Below are 20,180 nucleotides of genomic sequence, written 5' to 3' on the forward strand. Positions count from 1 at the left end.
TGCTATCAGTTAACCCCACTTGAACAATTCCGGCAACCTTTCACACAACGCCAGCGTCAAACACCGTTGCCCTCCACCCCTCCCTCTCTGTTCTTTCCTTCCTTCAGTAGTGCCAGTAGTAGCGGCCGTCTGCGTTCCAGGTGACTGGGACGGTGGTGCGGTTGGTGAATGCCATGCCCAGCCCGCGGGCGAGTTCGAGAGTGCGGGAGAGCTGGAGGGAGTAGGGGTGCTGATTGTCGTCCCACCACTGCTCGAACTGGGTGATGCAGGTCTGGCCGGCGAAGTACGGGTTGGAGCACGGGTGCGGCGGCGACCATTTCTGCAGGTGACGGAAGTTCACGGTCGTGGAGCCGTTCGGCGGTTTGATCGTGCCGGTGGCGTCGAGGCAGTAGCCCGTCGCCGGGATGTTCCATTTGACGTAGTGCTGGCGGCCGCCGGACGACGGGATCGAGGCCAGGTTCTGACACTTGGCATCCCCGATCTTCTCGGAGGTGACGCGCTGGATCTGCGTCAGTGGCTTCCCGGCGCCGTCGTTGTATCCGTCCAGCAGGACCCAATCGCCCTCGTGGATGAAGTGCTCGGCCGATGTCGGTGGCCAGGTCTTCGGGTCGCCCCAGGAGATGTCGGCCGTGGTCGCGGTCAACGGCGTCCAGGCCCATTGACCGGCCGCCGTCCCGCCGGCGAAATACTGCCCGGCCGACCGCTCGAACATCAGCGAGTACTGCCCGTAGTTCTCCGCCGTCGTACTCGCGTCCGAGGCCGCCGAAGTCCCGACCCCGACCACCAGCGCCACAACCGCCGCCAGCACCCCAACCCTCGTCATCGCCATAGCCGCGAGGCTAACGCCCTCCTGGGCCGCACCCGGCGCGACTTTGTGCACCCAGTCTGTACACAGCGGCCCCCGACGTACGGATCCCGTGCACAAAGTGGGGTTTCGGGGCTCGCCGGGGGCTCACGCGGCCCTGGGAGTGGGGGGCCGGTGGGGATCTGGTTAGGTTGGGGTATGACTGAGAAGCCAGAGATCGACTTTCCGGAGGGCCCGCCGCCGGCGGATCTGGAGATCACCGACATCACCGAGGGTGACGGCGACGAGGCCAAGGCCGGGTCGCGGGTGAACGTGCACTACGTGGGCGTGGCCCACTCGACCGGCGAGGAGTTCGACGCGTCGTACAACCGCGGCGCACCGCTCGCCTTCCAGCTCGGCGTCGGCCAGGTCATCCAGGGCTGGGACACCGGCGTTCAGGGTATGAAGGTCGGCGGCCGGCGCAGGCTGGTCATCCCGCCGCACCTCGGGTACGGCGACCGCGGCGCCGGCAACGCGATCAAGCCGGGCGAGACCCTCATCTTCGTGGTGGACCTGATCAGCGTCAGCTGAAGCTGCTCGAACGGTAGAAGCGGGACAACAACCCCCGGGTGCGTCACAATGACGCGCCTGGGGGTTTTCGCGTAGTTGTACTCATCCGCCGCGCCCAACGGCCCGCTTGACTGGGAGGCATGACGACGATGGTGGCGACCCCTACTCCGACCCCGGCGCCGAGTCCGGACCCAGCCTCGGCCTCGGCGCCGGCTCCGCGGGCGACCTGGGTGCGGTACGGCGACCTGGCCGCGAAGGTGCTGTTGTTCGGTTTGTTGCTCTCGGCATTGATCTGGCCGGACCTGAGCGGGATCAAAGGGAAGGCGTCGACCGCACGGTTGATCGTCTACCCGATCGGCGCGATGGTGCTGCCGCTGTGGTGGTGGGCGTACGGACGAACCAAGAGCAAGCTCCATCGCAGCTTCCCGTGGCGCGCCGACCTGCTGATGACGCTGCCCTGGCTGATCGACCTGATCGGCAACCGCCTGAACCTGTTCGACACCGTCGACTGGTGGGACGACGCCATGCACTTCGTGCTGTGGGGATTCCTCACCGCCGGCGTCCTGCTCGCGTTCGCCCCGCGGAACCTGTCCCGCGGCCTGACCACCTTCGTCGCGCTCGGCTTCGGCGCCACCGCAGCGGTTGTGTGGGAGCTCGGTGAGTACGTCGCCTTCGTCCGCAACTCGCCAGAGCTCCAGACCGCCTACACCGACACCCTCGGCGACCTCGCCCTAGGCACCCTCGGCGCCCTCCTGGCGGGGCTGATCGTCTACCAGGTAAGCGCCGCCGGCAGGAACGACTGACTCAGGCGTCGACCGGGCGATGGAGTGTCTCGAGAAGCTGAGCCACGACCGTCTCGGGCGAACGGATCCAGTCCGCGGTCAGGACGTGGTGTACGCGCCAGCCGGTTGTCGTGAGAGCCCGCGGGTGAGTGGTCAGCCGCTCCAGCAGGGTGTCCGCGGCAACCCGCTCGGGAGAGTCCACGAGTACGGCGAGCCGGTGCCCCTCGTCCCCCGGCAACTTCAACGCCAGATCACACCGGAACACCGACTCCCCCACACCCGTCTCCACCTCAACTCCCCGAGCCTCCAACGCCTCCCGAAGCTGCTCAACCACCGCCGCCCCCTCGCCCCTGGCGGTCGCGCCGTGTGGCGCAGGCCTCCCCGCGTGCGGCGCAGTCCTCCCCGCGGGCTCGGCGCCCCTCGTCGCAGGTCCAGCGGACGTCCGTGACGGACCGACGGCGTACGGCTTGAGGGCTGACTTGGCTGCGGCCGAGTCGCCGCGGGACACAGCGGTCGCGTAGCTGAGGAAGCGGCGCAAGGTGTTGGCGCCGTCGTTATAGGTGTTGGTGATCGCCTCGGGCTCGATGCTGCTGATGACGACCATGTGCTGACGCGCGCGGCTGAAGATGACGTTGAGGCGCTTCTCGCCCCCGGATGTGTTGATCGGACCGAAGTTCATCAGCATCCGGCCGTCCGGACCGGCGGCGTAGCACACGCTCATCAGGATGATGTCGCGCTCGTCGCCCTGCACGTTCTCCAGGTTCTTCACGAACAACCCGGCGTCCTGCTCGTCCTGCGTCCGCACCTGCTCGGCCTCGTACCGCGCCCCGAAGACCGGATCCGCCTCCGCCAGCTCGTCGAGGGCCCGCTCGATCTCCCCCTGCTGCGCCTCGGAGAACGCAACGATCCCCAGACTCTGCCCGGTCTCCCGACCAAGCAGCTCCCGGACCAACTCCGCGATATACCGAGCCTCGCCGGGATTGGTACGCCGGACATAGACACCGTCGACGAGCCGCACCGCCGTGATGCTCCCGGCCAGCACACCGTCGCAGACCTCACCCACCGCCGAGTCCGACCGCACCGTCCACGGTGGCGCGGCAGCAGCAGGCAGCCGATCCGGGATCGTTGCCAGCCGCCCCTGATAGAACGCCGCGTTGCTGAACGAGATCAACGCCTCCGACCGACTCCGGTAGTGCCACGTCAGCATCGAGGAAGCCAACCGCAGTGCACTGATCGAGAGGAAGCTGTCCTCGGTCAGTACGACGCCAACCTGCTCAGCCGCCCCACCTTCCTCGACAGGATCCGAATCCGCCCGCACCCGGAAGTACTGCATCGGCGGCAACTGCATCTGATCGCCCACCACGATCACCTGCGGTGCCCGATGCAACGCCGGAATCGCTTCCTCCACAGGGATCTGACTCGCCTCGTCGTACACGACGACATCGAAAGCGCCGGTCAGCGGCAACGTGTCCGACACCGACGACGGACTCATGAGCCAGACCGGCCGCAGCTTCGACACCACCGAACCCGGCGCCCCGGACGCGAGATCCCGGATCGACCGGTACCGCATCACCTTGCCGAACTCGTGCTCCAGTTCCCGCCGCCCCGCAGCGAACGTCTTCTTCCGCTCCCGATCCTCCGGCGACATCCCCGTCACGCTCTGCTCGGAGTGCGCCACCTCGGCGAGGAACCGCCGCCGGACCTGCGCCACCACGAGCTCCGCGTTCACCAGAGCCAGCTCGTCGTACACGACGCCCAACTCACCGACGATCGAATCCACCCGCGCCGAGGACAGCTGCAGCGACGCAGCTGTCCGTGACCGGTACCACTCCGCCGCACACACCGCATACTCGAGCTGATCCGGTGAGGCATCCAAGCGCCGCACAGCGGTCCGAACCGCCGCCGAAGCCTCCGCCAGCTCCTGCAGCGCCGGCGCCACAGCCCGTACGACGGAATCCGACGCGGCCAGTTGCTCTGCCAACGAACGCACGCCATCGACGGTCAGCGTCTCGTAGTCGGACGCCAACAACTCGTCAGTCAGCTCCGTCGCAGCATCAACCGCATCCGCGAGTCGCGCCAACCGAGCCGGAGCGTCGTCGTCCCGCAGGACGAACTGCCAGTCGTCCAGCAACGGATTCTTCCGCAACGACGACAACTGCTCGGCGAGGACGATGGGATCGTCCACACCCCAATCACGCCGCGTCTGCTCGACATGCCTTGCCACGCTGGCTGACGCGTACTGTGCGTAGGCCAGCTCGTCGAGCACTTCACGAACTGACGGCCGCACGGCACGCGTCGAAGCGTCGAAGCGATCCCGAACCAGCGTGCGCACCCGCCGCCAATCCCCACTCAGGAACGAGAACACCCGAACTTCCCAGGTTTTGGCAACAGTGAGTGCGGCCAAGGTGTCGGCCGGTGCCAGCGGCTCACGCCACCCTGCCGCGTTCGCCCACGCATCCCGCTCGTACGTCAGCAAGGTATCCCGCGCGATGCACTCATCCCTCAAGCGACGGCCCATCGCCGACCGCGGTCTGATCGCCTTCACCCGACGCCGCGATACCAGCGGCTCGATCACCCGCCCCAACTCGGCAAGCACCCGCACCTGCGCCACCGACCACCCACGAGCCGGCGCCTCAGCGCCAACCTCGATCCCCGCCACCGAATCCCAGGCAACCCCCACGGCCCAGGCCTTCCAAGCAATATCGGTATCACCCCACCGCTCCTCCGCGAGAAACGCCAGTGGGGTCCGTGCCAACACCCCACCACTCGTCGGAGCCGCCGTAGCCAGCTCCCGCGCAAACTCGCGGACGACGGAGCGCCCGGCCCACCACTCGTCGGCACGCGGCGGATCCGCAGCCTCGAACCGGTGATCCCGCAGTTCAGCCAGCGCGTTGACGACCTCACGTAGCTTCGGCTCACCAACGCCCAGCCGCTGCTCGAACTCGCCGACCGTGGCCAGTAGCCGATCCACTCGGCCTACGAGCTCATCCCGGTGGGCGGTCACCGACTCCAGGTCGTCTTCAGCCGCCAGCCACGTCTCGTACGTCTCCCGCAACCCGTGCACGAAGGCCTTCTTGTCGGCCTGCGAGTCGTGGATCAACGCACACAACCCGTCCAGTCGCCGGCTCGCCAACCGTGCGTGCACAACATCCAGCGCAGCCCGCTTCTGACACACGAACAGCACCCGCCGTCCCTGCGCGACGAAGTCCGCGATCATATTGGTGATCGTCTGCGACTTACCTGTCCCCGGTGGTCCCTGGATGACGAAGCTCTCGCCCCGCCGCGCCCGGGCGATCGCCGCGACCTGCGAACCGTCCGCCGGCACGACCAGATGCCGATCGGCTGTCGGCAACTCCGGCAGCGCACTGCTGATCGGCCGCGGATGATCGGAGAACAGCTGGTCGAACGACGCCGACGAGTCCCCACTGACCAGCAGCTCGTCGTAGTCCCGGACGAGCCCGAGCGTGCGGTAGTTGAAGTTCGCCAGCGACACCGCACACAGATCGACGTCCCATGCGTACGGGCCACCCTCGGTGTCGAGCGAGTACGTGTCGGTCTCGATCGCGCCCGCCTGCCGCGGCTGCTCACCCAAGGCGATCCCGAGCGGCAGCGTCTGCTGCGCGATCTGCGCCCGGAAGATCTGCACCCCGAGCGGCTGATAGTCGGTACGGCGATACGAATAGGCGTAATGCTTCCCGCCGAAGTCGCCCGCGGGGTTGCCGTGCTTGCGGCGCTGATAGTTGCGCAGCTTGACCATCGCCCGGTGCCGAACCAGATCGATCCGCGGCTTCTCCCGCAACTGGAGCCGTAGCCCGGGCTCGGTCGTCTGGATCTCCTTCGCCAGCCGCTCGTGCAACCCGCGGATCGCATCCAGCTCGGACAGATCCACGGTCTCGGGCAGCGTGATCCCGTACAGCTGGCGCAACTGCTGCCGCAGCGTCGGGTTCACCTCGGCGATCGGGTCGGTGATGCGCAGCGTGTACGAGTCCCGCACTCCGCGCTTCTTCGTCAGCTCGACCTTGGCCAACACTAGCGGTGAGGCCAGCCGCGTCTCCGGATCGTTCTTCAGGTCGTGCCACCGCAGAAACGCCGGCACCAGCCGGAGCTGGTCCTGCCCGTAGTCCGCCTTGTCCCGTCGAGCCGTCGCGATCAGCTTGTCCAGCGTGTTCGCGGCGTACGGCGCCTCGTCGTACCGGACCCATTTTCCCAGCGGCTGCGCCTTGCCGAGCAGCTGTTTCGCCAGATCGTCACGCCAGGTGAAGAGGTGCTCGTCGCGGATCGTCCGCACATCGAGCATCAGCGGCACCGACACCTCGGTGACGTTCAGCGTCTGGGCGGTGGGGCGGAAGTTGATCAGCCGGTTCCTGCGGGACAGGTCGAACAGCCGGTCCCGCAGCGCGCCGAGCACCGCCGTACGCCGGTCGGTCGCCCCGCGGACGGTCGCTTCGACGTCGAAGTCGAGCGGCTGGTCGCGGTAGTTCTCGAGTTGCTCGATCAGCGAGTGCAGGTCCTGGGCGCGCTGATGCCGGTCCGGCTCGGCCATCTGGGCGGCCACCGAGGCGATCACCGGGTGCAGGCTCGGACCCAGCCGATGAAAGTTGCCATGGGCATCGATCAGCTCGGTGACGTCCGCGGTCCTGGACAGGTCGAGCCCGCAGCCGAGCGCGACCAGCAGCTGCCCCAGACTGAAGATGTCGGTGAGCGGGTCGTGGTGGCCGACGACGTGTTCCCAGCTCTGCCAACCCGGGACGTGCACGGGTGCGGTGATGGCCTCGGCAACCGGCTCGGTGACGACGGTCTTCGCCCGCCCACCGCTCTCGCCGAGGTCGAGGTCGGTCTGCCGGTGCGCAACCACCTCGACGGCAGTCGGCCTCGATCCCTGCCGGGCATCAATCGCGGCAGGCGCAAGCGTCGGCCGAGTGGCGTCCTCGGGCGGGAAGCCGAGCCGATGCTGCTCGTCGACGGTGATCCGCTCGAGCCCGCGCAACGGCGCGACCAACCCGCGCTCGTGCACCTCGGCCGTCGCGTGGAGGAGCGGCAGCACAGCGGCTAGCAGCGCGTCGTTACCCAGGCCACCGGTGGAAACGGCCAGGGCAACCAGATCCTCAGCGCTCACCCGACCACCGCCTCAGCCGCGCGCACCAGCCGTGCGCGTTCCTTGTCGGTCCAGCCCAGCTCGTCGTCGGCGACATCGGCGTACCCGGTCAGGCCGGAGCGCCGGGCGATCGCGAGCGAGGCGACCAGCCCGTCCTCACCCGCCTCCGGATCACTGGTGGCGAGGTCGAGCAGGAGGTAGGACAGGTATCGCTTCGTGGCGTCGGTCAGCGGCCGCGGTCGTGGCAGTGGCGCGCCATCGACGGGCCGGATCGACAGCGGTTCGTCGAAGCGGACAGCTCCCCCAGGCACGCCGAGCGGCCCGGGCGGGTCCGCAAATCCCGCAGCAGCCGTGGCGACCGCGTCCGTACGCAGTCCGTCGGCAAACGCGATCGCAGCAGCGAAATCACGGCTCAGCTCGCGCAGCAGCGCTGCGTCGAGCAGGTCCGGCGCGTCTACGTCGAGTGGTCCGGTCACTAGCGCCTCAACGTTCTCACCGGCCAGCCAGTTCCGCAGCGCCCAGGCCCGCCCGACCGCCTCCGGGTGTGTGGTCCCTCGACTCCCGGAGCTCAGATCAAGTCCGTCCGCCTGTCGCAGGTAGGCCTCCGGGTCCGCAGTACTCAGCCCGGTCTCCAGCTTCAGGAGCGCGCGAATCGCCGTACTCAGATCGCCGCACGCGGTCAGGGCACCCCGATCGGCGAACAGTTCGGTCGCGAGCGACCAGCGCCGATGCGTCTCGAGATACTGCGGCGGGGTACGAGCGTCGCCCGCGGCCGCATCGAGCAGGCGATCGACGGCCAGATACCCACCGTCCTCCGCCTGCCACAACAGCCGATGGGCCAGCTCGTGCCCGATGACCGCGGTCAGCTCGTCCTCGTCCAGCCGATCGAGCAACGGCCCCTGAAAGACGATGACCGGCTGGTCTTGATGGATGTAGACGGCGTTGGGGTCGCCGTTCACCTGGAAGTACTCGACGTCCGCGGACATCTCCAACGCCTCGGCCGCCCGTCTCCCGGCCCGATGCACGGCGGGATGCGATGCAGGCTCCAAGCGGTAGGCGTTCCGCAGCAAGACTTCGCCAACTGAGTCGACCGGCCCACCCAGCAACGCGGCCCACGCGTGCTCGTCCTGGCGGCGGACAACCGCGAGGACAGCTCGGTGGTACCCCAGTACGGACAACATGGCGACACCCTAACCACCCCCGCCGACGAATTAGCGACGGTCGTTGTTCCGGCCCAATAACCACAGGAGATAGGGCGCTCCGACGAGTGCGGTGAGGGCACCGACTGGGATCTCGACCGGCGGTAGCACCGTTCGGGCGGCCAGGTCGGCGGCCACCAGGATCACGGCGCCGGTCAACGCCGAGCCGACCAACGGAAGTTGCGGCGTACGCGTAAGTCGTCGCGCCAACTGTGGAGCTGTCAACGCGACGAACCCGATCGGCCCTGCGGCGCCCGTTGCGGTAGCAGCAAGGACGACCCCAAGGACAGTCAGCCCGAGCCGAGCCCGCTGCACGCGGACGCCGAGCCCGGCCGCGGTGTCGTCGTCGAAGCCCAATGGCCGCACGGCCCGGCCCGCCCACACCAGCCCCGGCGCACACAGCACGAGCACGACGGCCAGCGGGCCGGCCTGCTCCCAGCCCCGCCCGTTGAGGCTCCCGGTGAGCCAGAGCTTCAGCTGCTCGGCAGCCTCCAGTTGGCTGTCCGTCAGATACAGCTGGACGACTGCCGAGAGTACGACGCCGATCCCGACTCCGATGAGTACGAACCGATTCGCGTGCATCCCACGCCGCCAAGCCAGCACGTAGACGAGCGTCGCCGCAGCGACGCCGCCGGCGACCGACACGACCGGCATCGCCCCGGGCGACCGCACTGCGCCGGTTGCCAGCGCCAGCACGGTCGCAGCGGCCGCGCCGTGGCCGACACCGATGACGTCCGGGCTGGCGAGCGGATTGCGGGTAACAGTCTGGATCAACGCACCCGCAGCACCGAGTGCGCACCCGACCATCGCCCCGAGCACGATCCGCGGCACCCGCAGCTCGTTGACGACTAGGTCGTACTGCCCGCCGCCGCGCACTGTCCGCCACACCTCAGCCGGTGTTATGAACGTCTGCCCGACACAGACCGCCACAACCATCACCACCACAAGCAGGACCAGCAGTACGACGGCGACCACGATCGACCGCCGATGCAGGAGCCAGGACAGACGTGTCCGCGGCCGCAGAACGGCGATCCCGTCCGGCAGTCCACGCCACGTCGTACTCACGCGCCCGCGACTTTCCGCCGTACCAGGATCACCAGCACCGGTACGCCCACGAGTGCGGTCATGACTCCCGCGGGCACCTCGGCCGGCGCACGGACCACCCGACCGACGACGTCGGCAGCCAGCAGCAGTGCGGCCCCGAGAAGCGCGGACAGCGGAAGCATGTGCCGATGACCGCTCGGAACGAGACGACGAGCCAAATGCGGTACGGCGAGACCGACAAAGGCGATCGGCCCGGCAGCAGCCACGGCAGCAGCCGTCAGCAGAGTCGCACCGAGTGCCGCGGCTGCACGGATGAGATGCACGCGGTGTCCGAGCGCCCTAGCAGTGTCGTCGCCTAGCTCAAGAGCGTCGAGGCCACGCGCACACACCAACACCAGGAGAGCGCCAACGACCAGGAATGGCAGCATCCGGCCAACAGTGCCGGCGTCACGTCCGCTCAAGGCGCCGACCTGCCAGAAACGGAACTGGTCCAGCGTCGCGGAGCTGGTGGTCAACACGACCGTAGTGGCCCCGGCCGCCATGGCGGACAACGCCGTACCGGCTAGTGCGAGCTTCACCGGGGACGCGCCACCCCGTCCGCGCACAGAGATCGCATAGACCAGGCAGGCCGCAAAGACTGCGCCGACGAACGCGAACCAGACGTATCCACTGAAACCGTCGGCCAGCCCAAAGGCGATGGCGAACACCACTCCGGCCGCCGCACCCTGGCTCAGCCCGAGGATGCCCGGATCAGCGAGCGGGTTGCGGGTCACAGCCTGCAGTGCTGCCCCCGCCAACCCCAACGCCGCGCCGGCGGTCAGCCCGACCTCGGTCCGAGGTATCCGCAACGACCGGACCACCAATGCGTCCCGGCTGCCGCCACCGTGCAGCACTGCGTCGAGTACGGCGGACAGCGGCACCGGACGGGTACCGACGGCAAGGCTGAGGACTGCGACGCCGGCCACCAGCACAACGGCGGCCACCGGCCAGACGACGCGGGACCTCACTTGCCGAGGTGCTCAGCGAGCTCTTGGATGACGAGACGCGCCGCGGCCGGACCTGCGTTCAGGTACCACGGATCGTCGTCGACCTTGATCGCGTGACCGGCCGTCACGCCCTTCAGCGACTTCCACAGCGGACCGGCCAGCACACTCGCCGCATCGGTCTTGGCCGGATCACCCTGCACAGAGTAGAAGATCCAGTCGCCGTCCGCGGTGTCGATGCTTTCGGCGCCGACGTCCTGCGAGATCGCCCGGAACTGTTGCGATTCCGGCCGGCCCAGCCCCATGTCCACGGCGATCGACCCGGTGAACGACGAGACGCCGAACATCCGGATGCGGTCCGGCGTGAACCGGACCATCGACACCGTCGTCCGGCTCAGGCCCTTACCGCGTGCGGCCGCGTCGGTCGCGAGGTTGTCGAGCAGCTGCCGGGCCGCTTGTCCCTCACCGAGCGCGTCGCCGACCAGCAGCAGGTCGCGCTTCCAGTTGATGCCGTTGCCGGCCGTCACCACCGTCGGCGCGATCTTCGCCAGCTTGGGATAGAGCTCGCCGAGCGAATCGTTGGCCAGGATCAGGTCGGGTTTGACCTTGGCGAGCGACTCCAGATTCGGCGCCTGCCGGGTGCCCACGTCGGTCATGGCGGCGAGTTGCGTCTTGTACTGCGGGAAGCCGGTCGCCAGGTAGGTGGGGACAAGACCGGCGTTGGTGGCGCGGGTCGTGGCCGTCGGCACGATGCCCAGGGAGAGCAGGTCATCGAGCTGACCTGTGCTCAGTACGGCGATCCGCACCGGCTTGGCGTTGAGCGTCGTACTGCCCTTGAAATGCTTGATGGTCCGCGGGAAGACGCCGTCCTTCGCCACGTCGGAACCCATGCCGTCGGCCAGCGCACTGGGCGCGGCGGTCGGTCCGTCGGCGGAGCCCTTGGAGGCGCCCAGAACCGGATTCTGTGCTTGTTTCGAATCGTCACCGGCCGCGGACGAGCAGCCCGCCACCAGTCCCGCGAGCAGTACAACGGTCAAGGCGGCCTTCAGCTTCGGCACAAGCACTCCTGATCAGCGATCGACGGGGCGGCAGACGCCGTTGGCCGCGGCGGAGGCGGCGAGTGCTGCCGCGGCGGGAGACGCCGGAGCAGACGGCTCAGTGGCGGGAGACAACGGTTCGGCGGCAGGTGACGCAAGCCGCTCAGCACTGTCGACGACCGCGGCCTGGTCGGTGCGGGTGGTGTGACGGCCGATCGGCACGACCATCGGCGTACCGGCGACCGGATCGGGGATGACCTTCACCGCCAGCCCGAAGATGTCGTGCACGACCTCCTCGGTGATCACCTTGGCCGGGTCGCCTTCGCAGACGATCGCGCCGTCCTTCATCGCGATCAGGTGGTCGGCGAACCGGCAGGCCTGGTTGAGGTCGTGCAGCACGAGAACGATCGTTCGGTCCGCCGACTTGTTCAGATCGACGAGCAGATCGAGCACCTCGAACTGGTGGGTCAGGTCGAGGAACGTCGTCGGCTCGTCCAGCAGGAGAATGTCGGTCTCCTGGGCGAGCGCCATCGCGATCCACACCCGCTGCCGCTGGCCGCCGGACAGCTCGTCGATGGGCCGATCGGCCAGCGACAGGACGTCGGTCGAGGTCATGGCCTCGGCCACCGCCTCGTCGTCGGCCTTGGTCCATTGCCGAATCCACCGGGTCCGCGGGTACCGCCCGCGGCCGACCAGATCGGCGACCGTGATCCCCTCCGGCGCGGTCGGCGACTGCGGCAGCAGCCCGAGCTTGGTCGCCACCTCGCGGGTCGGGATCGACGAGATGCGCTTGCCGTCCAGCAGCACCGTCCCGCGCGAAGGCTTGAGCAGCCGGGCGAGCGTCTTCAGCAGCGTCGACTTGCCGCACGCGTTCGCCCCGACGATGACGGTGATCTTCCCGGTCGGGATCCGCACCGACAGGTCGTGGATGATCTCCCGCTGGTCGTAGCCGACCGCCAGGCTCTCGGCGGCCAAGCTGTGCTGTGTCTCGGGTTCCACAGAGTTCTCCATCTCTCAGCCACCACTCCCCACCCGGTTGACCCGAGCCAGCAAGAACATCAGGTACGGCGCGCCCACCACGCCGGTCACCACTCCGACCGGCAACTGCGTGTCTCCGAACGCGTGCTGCGCGATCAGATCCGACAACGCCACCACCAGCGCGCCGAGCAGCGCGGACGTGATCATCGCCGGCCCCGGCGACCGGGTCAGCCGCCGCGCGATCGGCGGCGCGACGAACGCGACGAACCCGATCGGCCCGGCCGCGGCCGTCGCGACGGCCGCCATCAGTACCGCGATCACGATCAGCCCGAGTCGCGAGCTCTCCACCCGCAGCCCCAGCCCGTACGCCGTCTCGTCCCCGAGCTGCAGGATGCGCAGCCGATGCACGAGGAACGCCGTCAACGGCGCCAGCACGACGAGCGTGATCGCGAGCGGCCGGACGTTCGACCAGTCCCGCCCGTTGAGGCTGCCGGTCAGCCAGATCAGCGCCTGCTGGGCGATCTCGACCCTTGCCTTGGTCAACAGGTACGACGTGAGGCTGGTCGCCATCGCGCCGATGCCGATACCGATCAGGATCAGCCGGTAGCTCGACACTCCGTGCCGCCAGGCGAGCACGTACATGATGAACGCGGTCAGGACGGCGCCGGCGATCGCGAACGCCGAGACCGCGACGCCTGTCAGCCCGAGCGTGATGATGGCGAACACCGCGAACGCGCTGGCGCCGTACGTGACTCCGATGATGTCCGGGCTGGCCAGCGGGTTGCGGGCGATGCTCTGGAAGATCGCACCGGACATGCCCAGCGCGGCACCGACCAGGAGCCCGGTGAGTGCCCTGGGCAACCGAAGCCGGTTGACGATGAACTCGGTCGCCCGGTCACCACCACCGAACAACGTCTTCACCACGTCGACGACCGGGATCTTGAAGTCACCCAGCGACAACGAGACGCAGAACACGACGAACACGAGGACGGCGAGGACCACGATCACCGCGATCGATCGCGCCTGCCGTGCGGCCCGGGCATGACCGACGATCCGAACAGCTTCCGCCGTGGTCGTCATCACAGGTCCGCCAGCTTGCGTCGTCGTACCAGGGCAATGAAGAAGGGTGCGCCGATGACCGCGGTGACGATGCCGACCTGCAGCTCACCGGGCTGCGCGACGATGCGCCCGAGGACGTCCGAGCCGAGCAGCAGGATCGGCGCGAGCAGCATCGAGTACGGCAGGATCCAGCGGTAGTCCGGGCCGGTCACCAACCGCGCCACGTGCGGGATCGTCAGCCCTATGAACCCGATCGGGCCGGCCGCGGCCGTGGCCGCGCCACACAGGACCACAACGACGACCGCGACGAACAGCCGGGCGAGTCCGACCCGCTGACCGAGCGACTTCGCCACCTCGTCGCCGAGGGACAGCGCGTTCAGCAGCCGGCCGGAGACCAGCGCGAGCACGATCCCGACCAGGATGAACGGCGCCACCTGCGCCGCAATGTCCGAACCACGGCCGGACAGCGACCCGACCGACCAGAACCGGAACTGGTCGAAGGTGTCCACATCGCCGATCAGCAACGCTGTCGTCAACGACCCGAGCAGTGCCGTCATCGCCGCGCCGGCAAGCGCCAGCTTCACCGGCGTCGCGCCTTCTCGGCCGAGCGACCCGAGCAGATAGACCGCGACCGATGCCGCCGCCGCACCCAGGAACGCGAGCCAGACGTACGCCGTCAGGCTCGTCAGCCCGAACCAATAGATGCCTCCGACAACAAACAGCGCGGCGCCGCCGTTGACGCCGAGGATGCCGGGATCGGCCAGCGGGTTCCGTGTCACGCCCTGCATCAACGCGCCCGACAATCCGAGCGCGGCACCGACCAGCAGGCCGATCAGCGTTCGCGGCACGCGCAGTGACCGGACGATCACGTGATCGGTATCCGCCTCGTTGTAGTGACGCAGCGCGTCGATCACGGTCGACAACGGGATCTGCTTGGACCCGACCGCGATGCTCAGCAACGTCATCAGCACCAGCAGGGCCAGACAGACGACCAGTCCCAGTACGAGCGTCGCCCGCCGGGTGCGCCGGGGTCGCTTCGAAGCGGTGCCGCCGTCGAGGGCGGCAGCGGGGCCGGTGGTTTCGGCCGCGGCAGTAGGCGGGGGCATTGGACTTTGGGATCCTCTTAGGTAAGGCTTACCTCTAGACGCCTCAGAATAACCCGGCCGTCCACGGGTCCGCACCCCTGCGTCTCCCTTGCAGAGTTTATGGAGCAACAGCATGACGACAGTGCTCGAGCGGCCGATCGTGTTCGACGCGGTCCTGGCCACCGTGGCCGCCGTTGACGACCTGAGCCCGCACTTGCGTCGCGTGACCTTTGTCGCACCGCGCATCGCCGACGTGGTCACCGCCGGGCCGGACCAGCGCATCAAGGTGCTGCTCGCCCCGCCGAACGGCGACGAGATCACCCTGCCGACCGGCCCCGAGTGGTACCCGCAGTGGTGTGCGCAACCGGTCGAGGAACGTTTCATCATGCGGACCTACACCGTCCGCGCCCTGCGTGCCGACGTCGCCGAGCTCGACATCGAGTTCGTCCAGCACGGTGTCAACGGACCGGCGTCGGCCTGGGTCAGCGAAGCGCAGCCGGGCCAACAGGTCGGTCTGATCCTGCCGTTCGCCGTCGACACGAGCTGCACCAAGGGCCTGCTGCACTCCGGGGTCGACTACGTCCCGCCGGCCACCAGCGTGCGCCGGATCCTGGTCGCCGACGAGACCGCGCTGCCGGCGCTCGCCGGGATTCTGGAGCAGCTGCCCGCAGCGGTCCACGCGACCGTCTTCGTCGAGGTGCCGGACGCCGCCGACGTCCGCGACCTGCCGACACCCGGCAGCGCCGACATCACCTGGATCACTCCGAGCACCGGGCTGTCGCTGTTCGAGACCCTCAAGGCCGCCGACCTGCCGTTCGACGCGGACTTCGCCTGGGTCGCCGGCGAGTCCTCGATGATCAAGTCGGTCCGCCGACACCTGGTCAACGCCGTCGGGATGCCGAAGGCAACCATCTCCTTCCAGGGCTACTGGAAGCGCGGCGAACCGCAGATTTAGAACGACGTACGCCGACGTCCAGGACGTCGGCGTACGTCGGATCAGGTCCGGGAGAGCTGATGGGCAGAACGTTCAGCCCTCCCGGAGGCCTTGTACTACGAGGGATTCTCGGCGTGCGTGAGGGTCTCCCACGCGACGAAGAGGTTGTTGGAGCCGGCCGGCCGGCGGGACTCCGTCAGGGCCTGGGTGTTCGCCATCGCGATCCCGAGGCGGGTGTGCAACGCGTTGTACCCGACCTCGGTGATCGGGCCGAGACCGCGGGTGACCGTACCGCCGCAGAGCCAGGACGGGACCGCCTCGAGGTTGCGCTCCCAGCGGGACTGGAAGCCGAGCGCCTGCCGCAGCCGCTCACCGAACTCGGGGTAGAGGTCGATGCCCTGGATGCGCGACGTCTCCAGCACGTGCGAGATCGACGAGATGCCGTAGCCGGTGTGGGTGAAGTCGCGACAGGTCTCCTGAGTCAGACCGGTCACGAACGTCCCCTGGCCCTGCCAGTAGCTGACGATCTTGTCGCGAGTGTTGAGGTTCTGGCTCGGGACGGTCTTCGGTAGCGCGCCGTCCGACTCCAGATAGACGTACGCCGGAACTCGCAGCCGGTACAGCGAGATCGCCTTGTCGTAGATCGTCTTGTCCTCGAGGAACACGCCGATGCCCTGCAGCGCCTCGGTCATGCTCAACTCCCAGTTCCCGTTGGAGTTGGAGCCGTTGATCATTTCCGGCACGTAGACGTTGCGCAGCATGGTCGCGAACCGGCCGGAGTTCGGCCAGTTCCCGTACAGGTACTTGATGATCTCCGCGGCCTTCGGCCACGACGACGCCGACCACGCGGTCTGCAGCGGCGCGTTGCTGTTGGTGTGGTCCTGGATGGTCGCCGACCACGCATCCATCAGCTGGATCGACTTCTGCGCGTAGGCGGTGTTGCCGGTGAGGTACCAGAGCAGCGCGTCGGTGTACGCCGCGATGGCGTCCTCACGTTCGTTGGTGCAGCCAAGGTTCGGGTTCGAGTACGGGCCGCATTCGACAACCGCACGTGGTGTGGGCGTGCGGGACAGGGAGGCGTACGTGCTGTTTTTCGCCTGGTTGAACGCGTTCGTCCAGGGCTGGGCGCCGGCCTGCACCTTCGCCTTGACGAAGTCGAGCTGAGCCTTGCTCACCCCGACACCGGGGTGGGTGAACGTCGCGGGGGCTTGGACGGCACTGGGTGCAACGGCTTGCGGCCCAACGGCTTGGGGCTCAGCCTTGGTGGCCGCGACCGCTGGGCTGCTGAGAGCCCCGGCGACCAATGCGGCACACGCGGCAGCCAGGGCCAACGTCTGAACTTTCATGGGCGGATGTCCTGTTCTTGGGGGCGGTAGGACACTGCGCTCCCCCGCATGCCGAAGGCACTAGCGCAGGGTCTTTTCGAAAGTTTGACGACGGACGGTGAACGCGTCAATATCCCAGCAGGAACAAGATTCACAGTGGAACAACAGAACGGATTTTCCCAGCTCAGTGGAACAAAGTGAGGATCTGTCCCATGAAACGACGCCAGTTCCTGACCGTCGGAACCGCAGTCATGGCCGCCCCGGCACTACCCTCCGTCACCGCCACCGCAACCGTCGCGCCCCCGCCCGACACGCTGCCGTCCCGGGCCACGATCGTTGCCACTGTCCGCCGCGTGGCCGATCAGTGGATCGCCACCCACACCGACTCCGGCGACAACGGCTGGGCTCGGTCGACCTTCTTCAGCGGCCTGATGGCCGCGTATCGGTTGACCGGTGACACCCGGTACCTGAATTACACCCGCGCGTGGGCCGAGAAGCACGCGTACGGCATCCCCGGCGGCGTCACCACCCGGCACGCCGACAACCACAACTGCATCCAGACCTACCTCGATCTGTACGAGCTCGAGCCATCGGCGAACAAACTCACCGCCGCGACGGACACCCTGCGGCGGATGGTCGACAGCACCAAGATCGACGACTGGTGGTGGTGCGACGCGCTCCACATGGCGATGCCGCCGTTCGCCCGATTCGGCAAGCTGCGCGGCGACACGTCGTACTGGACGAAGCTTTACCAGCTCTACAACCACAGCAAGCGGACGCGGCAGTTGTGGATCCCGTCGAGCGGACTGTGGTACCGCGACGAGCGATTCAAGCCGGGCGGAATCCTTTCTCCTGATGGGAAACCGGTGGTCTGGTCGCGCGGCAACGGGTGGGTCGCGGCAGCTCACGTCAAGACGCTGAAGGCGATGGCGAACGACGAATACGCGGCGACCCTCAAGCAGCTGGTGACTGCGTTGAGGCCGATCCAACGCACGGACGGCTTCTGGAACGTCAACCTCGCCGACCCGCAGCACCTACCGGGTCCGGAGACGAGTGGTACGACGTTCTTCGCGTATGCCGCCGCGTACGCGGTCAAGACGGGGTTGTTGCCGAGTGCAACCTATCTGCCGATGGCGGCGCGCGCCTGGAACGGGATGGTCGCGACCGCGGTGCACCCGGACGGCTTCCTGGGGTACGTCCAGAAGGTCGGTGATCGGCCGGAGTCGAGCCAGCCGATCACCTACGACTCCACGGCGGACTTCGGCGTCGGCGGCTTCTTGCTGGCCGGCGCAGAACTGGCCGCACTCGCTACCTGACGGGGCTTCTGGCGGCTCAGGTCAGCCGGCTTGGGCCGCCAGCTCTCCCGATCGGACACCGGCCGCGTCCAGCATCGCGGCCGCGGTGGCGACGCCGAGGCCGGCCAGCGGCTGCGCCCGGACGACGGACCGCGCGTTCGCGCCGTCGAAGATCATCGTCAGCTGGATTGCCAGCGTGCCCGGGTCCTCCGCGCCCGCCGCCACCAGCTCACGGTGGAAGAAGTCGGTCAGCTGCTGCTTGAAATGCCGCGCCACCACCGAGCCCGGGTGCTCCGGGTTCTTCAGCTCCACCGCCGTACTCACGAACGGGCAGCCGAGGAAGTTGCCAGCGGCAACCACCGCGTCCTGCCCCTCGAACACGGCCAGGATCCGATCCCGGGCCGGCCGCCCGTCGGCGGCATCCGGGTGCAGCAGCGCCTGGTACGCCGGACCACGGCTGGCCAGGCTCTCCGCGATCAACTCGTCCTTCGAGCGGAACAGCTGGTACATCGACTTCTTCGACACCCCGGCCGCCTTGCAGACCGCGTCGACTCCGATGTTGACGCCGTCGCGGTAGAAGAGGTCGCCAGCGGCGTCGAGGAGCCGCTCACGGGGAGTTGTCGAGGTGGTCATAGCAACGAGAGTACCGGCTGGATTTGCGTTTCGAAACCGATCGGTTTACGGTACTGGAAACAGATCGGTTTCCATGGAGGAGTTTCAGATGACATCACTCGCAGGCGCCGTTGTCCTGGTCACCGGCGGACAGCGCGGAATCGGCAAGGCCATCGTCGACGATCTGCTCGATCGCGGCGTCGCCAAGGTCTACGCGACCGCGCGGAGCCCCAAACCCAGCGACGACCCGCGCGTGGTCCCGCTCCCGCTGGAGGTCACTGACCAGGCCTCGATCGAGGCGCTGGCTGCGGCCGCACCCGACGTCACCGTGCTGATCAACAACGCCGGCGGGTCCTCACCGGCCACCTACCTGGACGCTCCGATCGAAGACATCCGCGCCGTCTTCGACATCAACTTCTTCGGTCCGCTGGAGCTCACCCGCGCGTTCGTCCCGATCATCGAGCGCAACGGCGGCGGTCACATCCTCAACGCCCACTCCGTCCTGTCGTGGGTCGCCCGCCACGGCGCGTACTCCGCGACGAAGGCGGCGTTCTGGCTGCAGACCAACGCGATCCGGCTCGAGCTGCTCGACCGCGGCATCGGCGTCACCGGCCTGCACATGGGGTACGTCGACACCGACATGGCGGCCGCGGTCACGTCCCCGAAGTCCAAGCCCGAAGACATCGCCAAGCAGGCCCTCGACGGCATCGAGACCGGCGCCTACGAGGTGATCGCCGACGACTTCACCCGCAACGTCAAGGCCACCTTGTCCGGCGATCTGACCGCCGTATACCCAGAGCTGGTCTAACCGACATAGAGATCGCGGTCGCGGGTGTACTCCATCGCGGCCGCGATACCGTCGGCGATCTCCACGCCGTACTCGCGTTCGACGACGCGCAGGGCGAGATCGATGCCGGCAGTGATGCCGCCGGCGGTGATCAGCGTGCCGTCATCGACGACGCGGTTCGTCTTGAGCTCGGCGCCGAAGGCTTCGAGCTCGGCCCAGGCGTTGCGGTTCGTGGTGGCCGGGCGGCCCTTGACCAGCCCGGCCTCCGCGAGCAGCATCCCGCCGGTGCAGACCGAACCGATCCAGCTCAGGCTGGGCGCGAGCTCGGCGATCCTCGCGGTCATCACACCGCGCCGGGCTTCAGCCCAACTGCCCTTCTCGGCGCGGTTCATCCAGCCACCACCCGGGACGAACAGGGCGTCCGGCGTACCGAGTGCTCCGGGCGCCTTGAACTGCAGGCCGTTCATGCCGGTCACCACGGTCGGACCGTCCAGCCCGACGAGTGCGAGCTCGAGGTCGGTTCGCCGCGAGGCGCTGCTCCACACCTCGAACGGGCCCATCACGTCCATCTCGTCGACGCCGTCGAACACCAGGATCTCGATTCGCATGAG

At 68.0% G+C, this 20,180-nt stretch carries 17 protein-coding genes; 5 read left to right on the forward strand and 12 right to left on the reverse strand.

Annotated elements, in window-relative coordinates:
* Positions 1–103: 103 nt before the first annotated feature.
* Positions 104–829, reverse strand: a complete 726-nt coding sequence (locus tag ACWF4Z_RS25575) for a hypothetical protein (RefSeq protein ID WP_452245667.1) — start codon at positions 827–829, stop codon at positions 104–106.
* Positions 830–1,003: 174 nt separating this feature from the next.
* Here ACWF4Z_RS25575 and ACWF4Z_RS25580 point away from each other — a divergent pair, with 174 nt between their 5' ends.
* Together ACWF4Z_RS25580 and ACWF4Z_RS25585 are read left to right on the forward strand one after the other, a co-directional pair.
* Positions 1,004–1,375, forward strand: a complete 372-nt coding sequence (locus ACWF4Z_RS25580) for an FKBP-type peptidyl-prolyl cis-trans isomerase (protein ID WP_452245668.1) — start codon at positions 1,004–1,006, stop codon at positions 1,373–1,375.
* 119 nt (positions 1,376–1,494) lie between these two features.
* Positions 1,495–2,157: a hypothetical protein gene (locus tag ACWF4Z_RS25585; protein ID WP_452245669.1), complete on the forward strand. Its 663-nt coding sequence runs from the start codon at positions 1,495–1,497 to the stop codon at positions 2,155–2,157.
* Between the two features lies 1 nt (position 2,158).
* Here ACWF4Z_RS25585 and ACWF4Z_RS25590 read toward each other — a convergent pair whose 3' ends face one another.
* From ACWF4Z_RS25590 to ACWF4Z_RS25625, 8 genes are read right to left on the reverse strand one after another with little or no spacing between them, the layout of a single operon-like run.
* Entirely contained in the window at positions 2,159–7,252 is a 5,094-nt protein-coding gene (locus ACWF4Z_RS25590; RefSeq protein WP_452245670.1) for an AAA domain-containing protein, read from the reverse strand.
* The gene (locus ACWF4Z_RS25595) at positions 7,249–8,412 is read right to left on the reverse strand and encodes a M48 family metalloprotease (RefSeq protein WP_452245671.1); all 1,164 of its coding nucleotides are present in this window, start codon (positions 8,410–8,412) and stop codon (positions 7,249–7,251) included. Before ACWF4Z_RS25595 ends, ACWF4Z_RS25590 begins: the two co-directional genes overlap by 4 nt.
* A gap of 30 nt (positions 8,413–8,442) precedes the next feature.
* Positions 8,443–9,495, reverse strand: coding sequence for a FecCD family ABC transporter permease (locus ACWF4Z_RS25600; RefSeq protein WP_452245672.1), 1,053 nt, complete (start codon positions 9,493–9,495; stop codon positions 8,443–8,445).
* Positions 9,492–10,481 (reverse strand): FecCD family ABC transporter permease, encoded by a 990-nt coding sequence (locus ACWF4Z_RS25605; protein WP_452245673.1) that lies wholly within the window; start codon positions 10,479–10,481, stop codon positions 9,492–9,494. Before ACWF4Z_RS25605 ends, ACWF4Z_RS25600 begins: the two co-directional genes overlap by 4 nt.
* Positions 10,478–11,515 carry an ABC transporter substrate-binding protein gene (locus tag ACWF4Z_RS25610; RefSeq protein WP_452245674.1) on the reverse strand — a complete coding sequence of 346 codons (1,038 nt, stop codon included), beginning with the start codon at positions 11,513–11,515 and terminating at the stop codon, positions 10,478–10,480. The genes ACWF4Z_RS25605 and ACWF4Z_RS25610 overlap by 4 nt, the downstream gene beginning before the upstream one ends.
* 12 nt (positions 11,516–11,527) lie before the next feature.
* Entirely contained in the window at positions 11,528–12,505 is a 978-nt protein-coding gene (locus ACWF4Z_RS25615; protein ID WP_452245675.1) for an ABC transporter ATP-binding protein, read from the reverse strand.
* 3 nt (positions 12,506–12,508) lie between these two features.
* Positions 12,509–13,552, reverse strand: a complete 1,044-nt coding sequence (locus tag ACWF4Z_RS25620) for a FecCD family ABC transporter permease (RefSeq protein WP_452245676.1) — start codon at positions 13,550–13,552, stop codon at positions 12,509–12,511.
* Positions 13,552–14,637 carry a FecCD family ABC transporter permease gene (locus tag ACWF4Z_RS25625; protein ID WP_452245677.1) on the reverse strand — a complete coding sequence of 362 codons (1,086 nt, stop codon included), beginning with the start codon at positions 14,635–14,637 and terminating at the stop codon, positions 13,552–13,554. Before ACWF4Z_RS25625 ends, ACWF4Z_RS25620 begins: the two co-directional genes overlap by 1 nt.
* 112 nt (positions 14,638–14,749) lie before the next feature.
* Here ACWF4Z_RS25625 and ACWF4Z_RS25630 point away from each other — a divergent pair, with 112 nt between their 5' ends.
* Positions 14,750–15,571 (forward strand): siderophore-interacting protein, encoded by an 822-nt coding sequence (locus ACWF4Z_RS25630; RefSeq protein WP_452245678.1) that lies wholly within the window; start codon positions 14,750–14,752, stop codon positions 15,569–15,571.
* Positions 15,572–15,666: 95 nt separating this feature from the next.
* Here ACWF4Z_RS25630 and ACWF4Z_RS25635 read toward each other — a convergent pair whose 3' ends face one another.
* Positions 15,667–16,896, reverse strand: a complete 1,230-nt coding sequence (locus ACWF4Z_RS25635) for an alginate lyase family protein (protein WP_452245679.1) — start codon at positions 16,894–16,896, stop codon at positions 15,667–15,669.
* Positions 16,897–17,087: 191 nt separating this feature from the next.
* Here ACWF4Z_RS25635 and ACWF4Z_RS25640 point away from each other — a divergent pair, with 191 nt between their 5' ends.
* Positions 17,088–18,191 (forward strand): glycoside hydrolase family 88 protein, encoded by a 1,104-nt coding sequence (locus tag ACWF4Z_RS25640; RefSeq protein ID WP_452245680.1) that lies wholly within the window; start codon positions 17,088–17,090, stop codon positions 18,189–18,191.
* Positions 18,192–18,212: 21 nt separating this feature from the next.
* Here ACWF4Z_RS25640 and ACWF4Z_RS25645 read toward each other — a convergent pair whose 3' ends face one another.
* Positions 18,213–18,803, reverse strand: coding sequence for a TetR/AcrR family transcriptional regulator (locus tag ACWF4Z_RS25645; protein ID WP_452245681.1), 591 nt, complete (start codon positions 18,801–18,803; stop codon positions 18,213–18,215).
* Between the two features lie 88 nt (positions 18,804–18,891).
* Between ACWF4Z_RS25645 and ACWF4Z_RS25650 the strand changes: the two genes are divergently transcribed.
* Complete coding sequence (locus tag ACWF4Z_RS25650; RefSeq protein ID WP_452245682.1) at positions 18,892–19,590, forward strand: SDR family oxidoreductase; 699 nt, start codon at positions 18,892–18,894, stop codon at positions 19,588–19,590.
* On the opposite strand, the gene ACWF4Z_RS25655 is transcribed toward ACWF4Z_RS25650, so the two are convergent.
* The gene (locus ACWF4Z_RS25655; RefSeq protein WP_452245683.1) at positions 19,587–20,177 is read right to left on the reverse strand and encodes a DJ-1/PfpI family protein; all 591 of its coding nucleotides are present in this window, start codon (positions 20,175–20,177) and stop codon (positions 19,587–19,589) included. The genes ACWF4Z_RS25650 and ACWF4Z_RS25655 overlap by 4 nt on opposite strands.
* Positions 20,178–20,180 lie beyond the last annotated feature (3 nt).

It is taken from the genome of Kribbella sp. NPDC055071 (genome assembly GCF_053608045.1).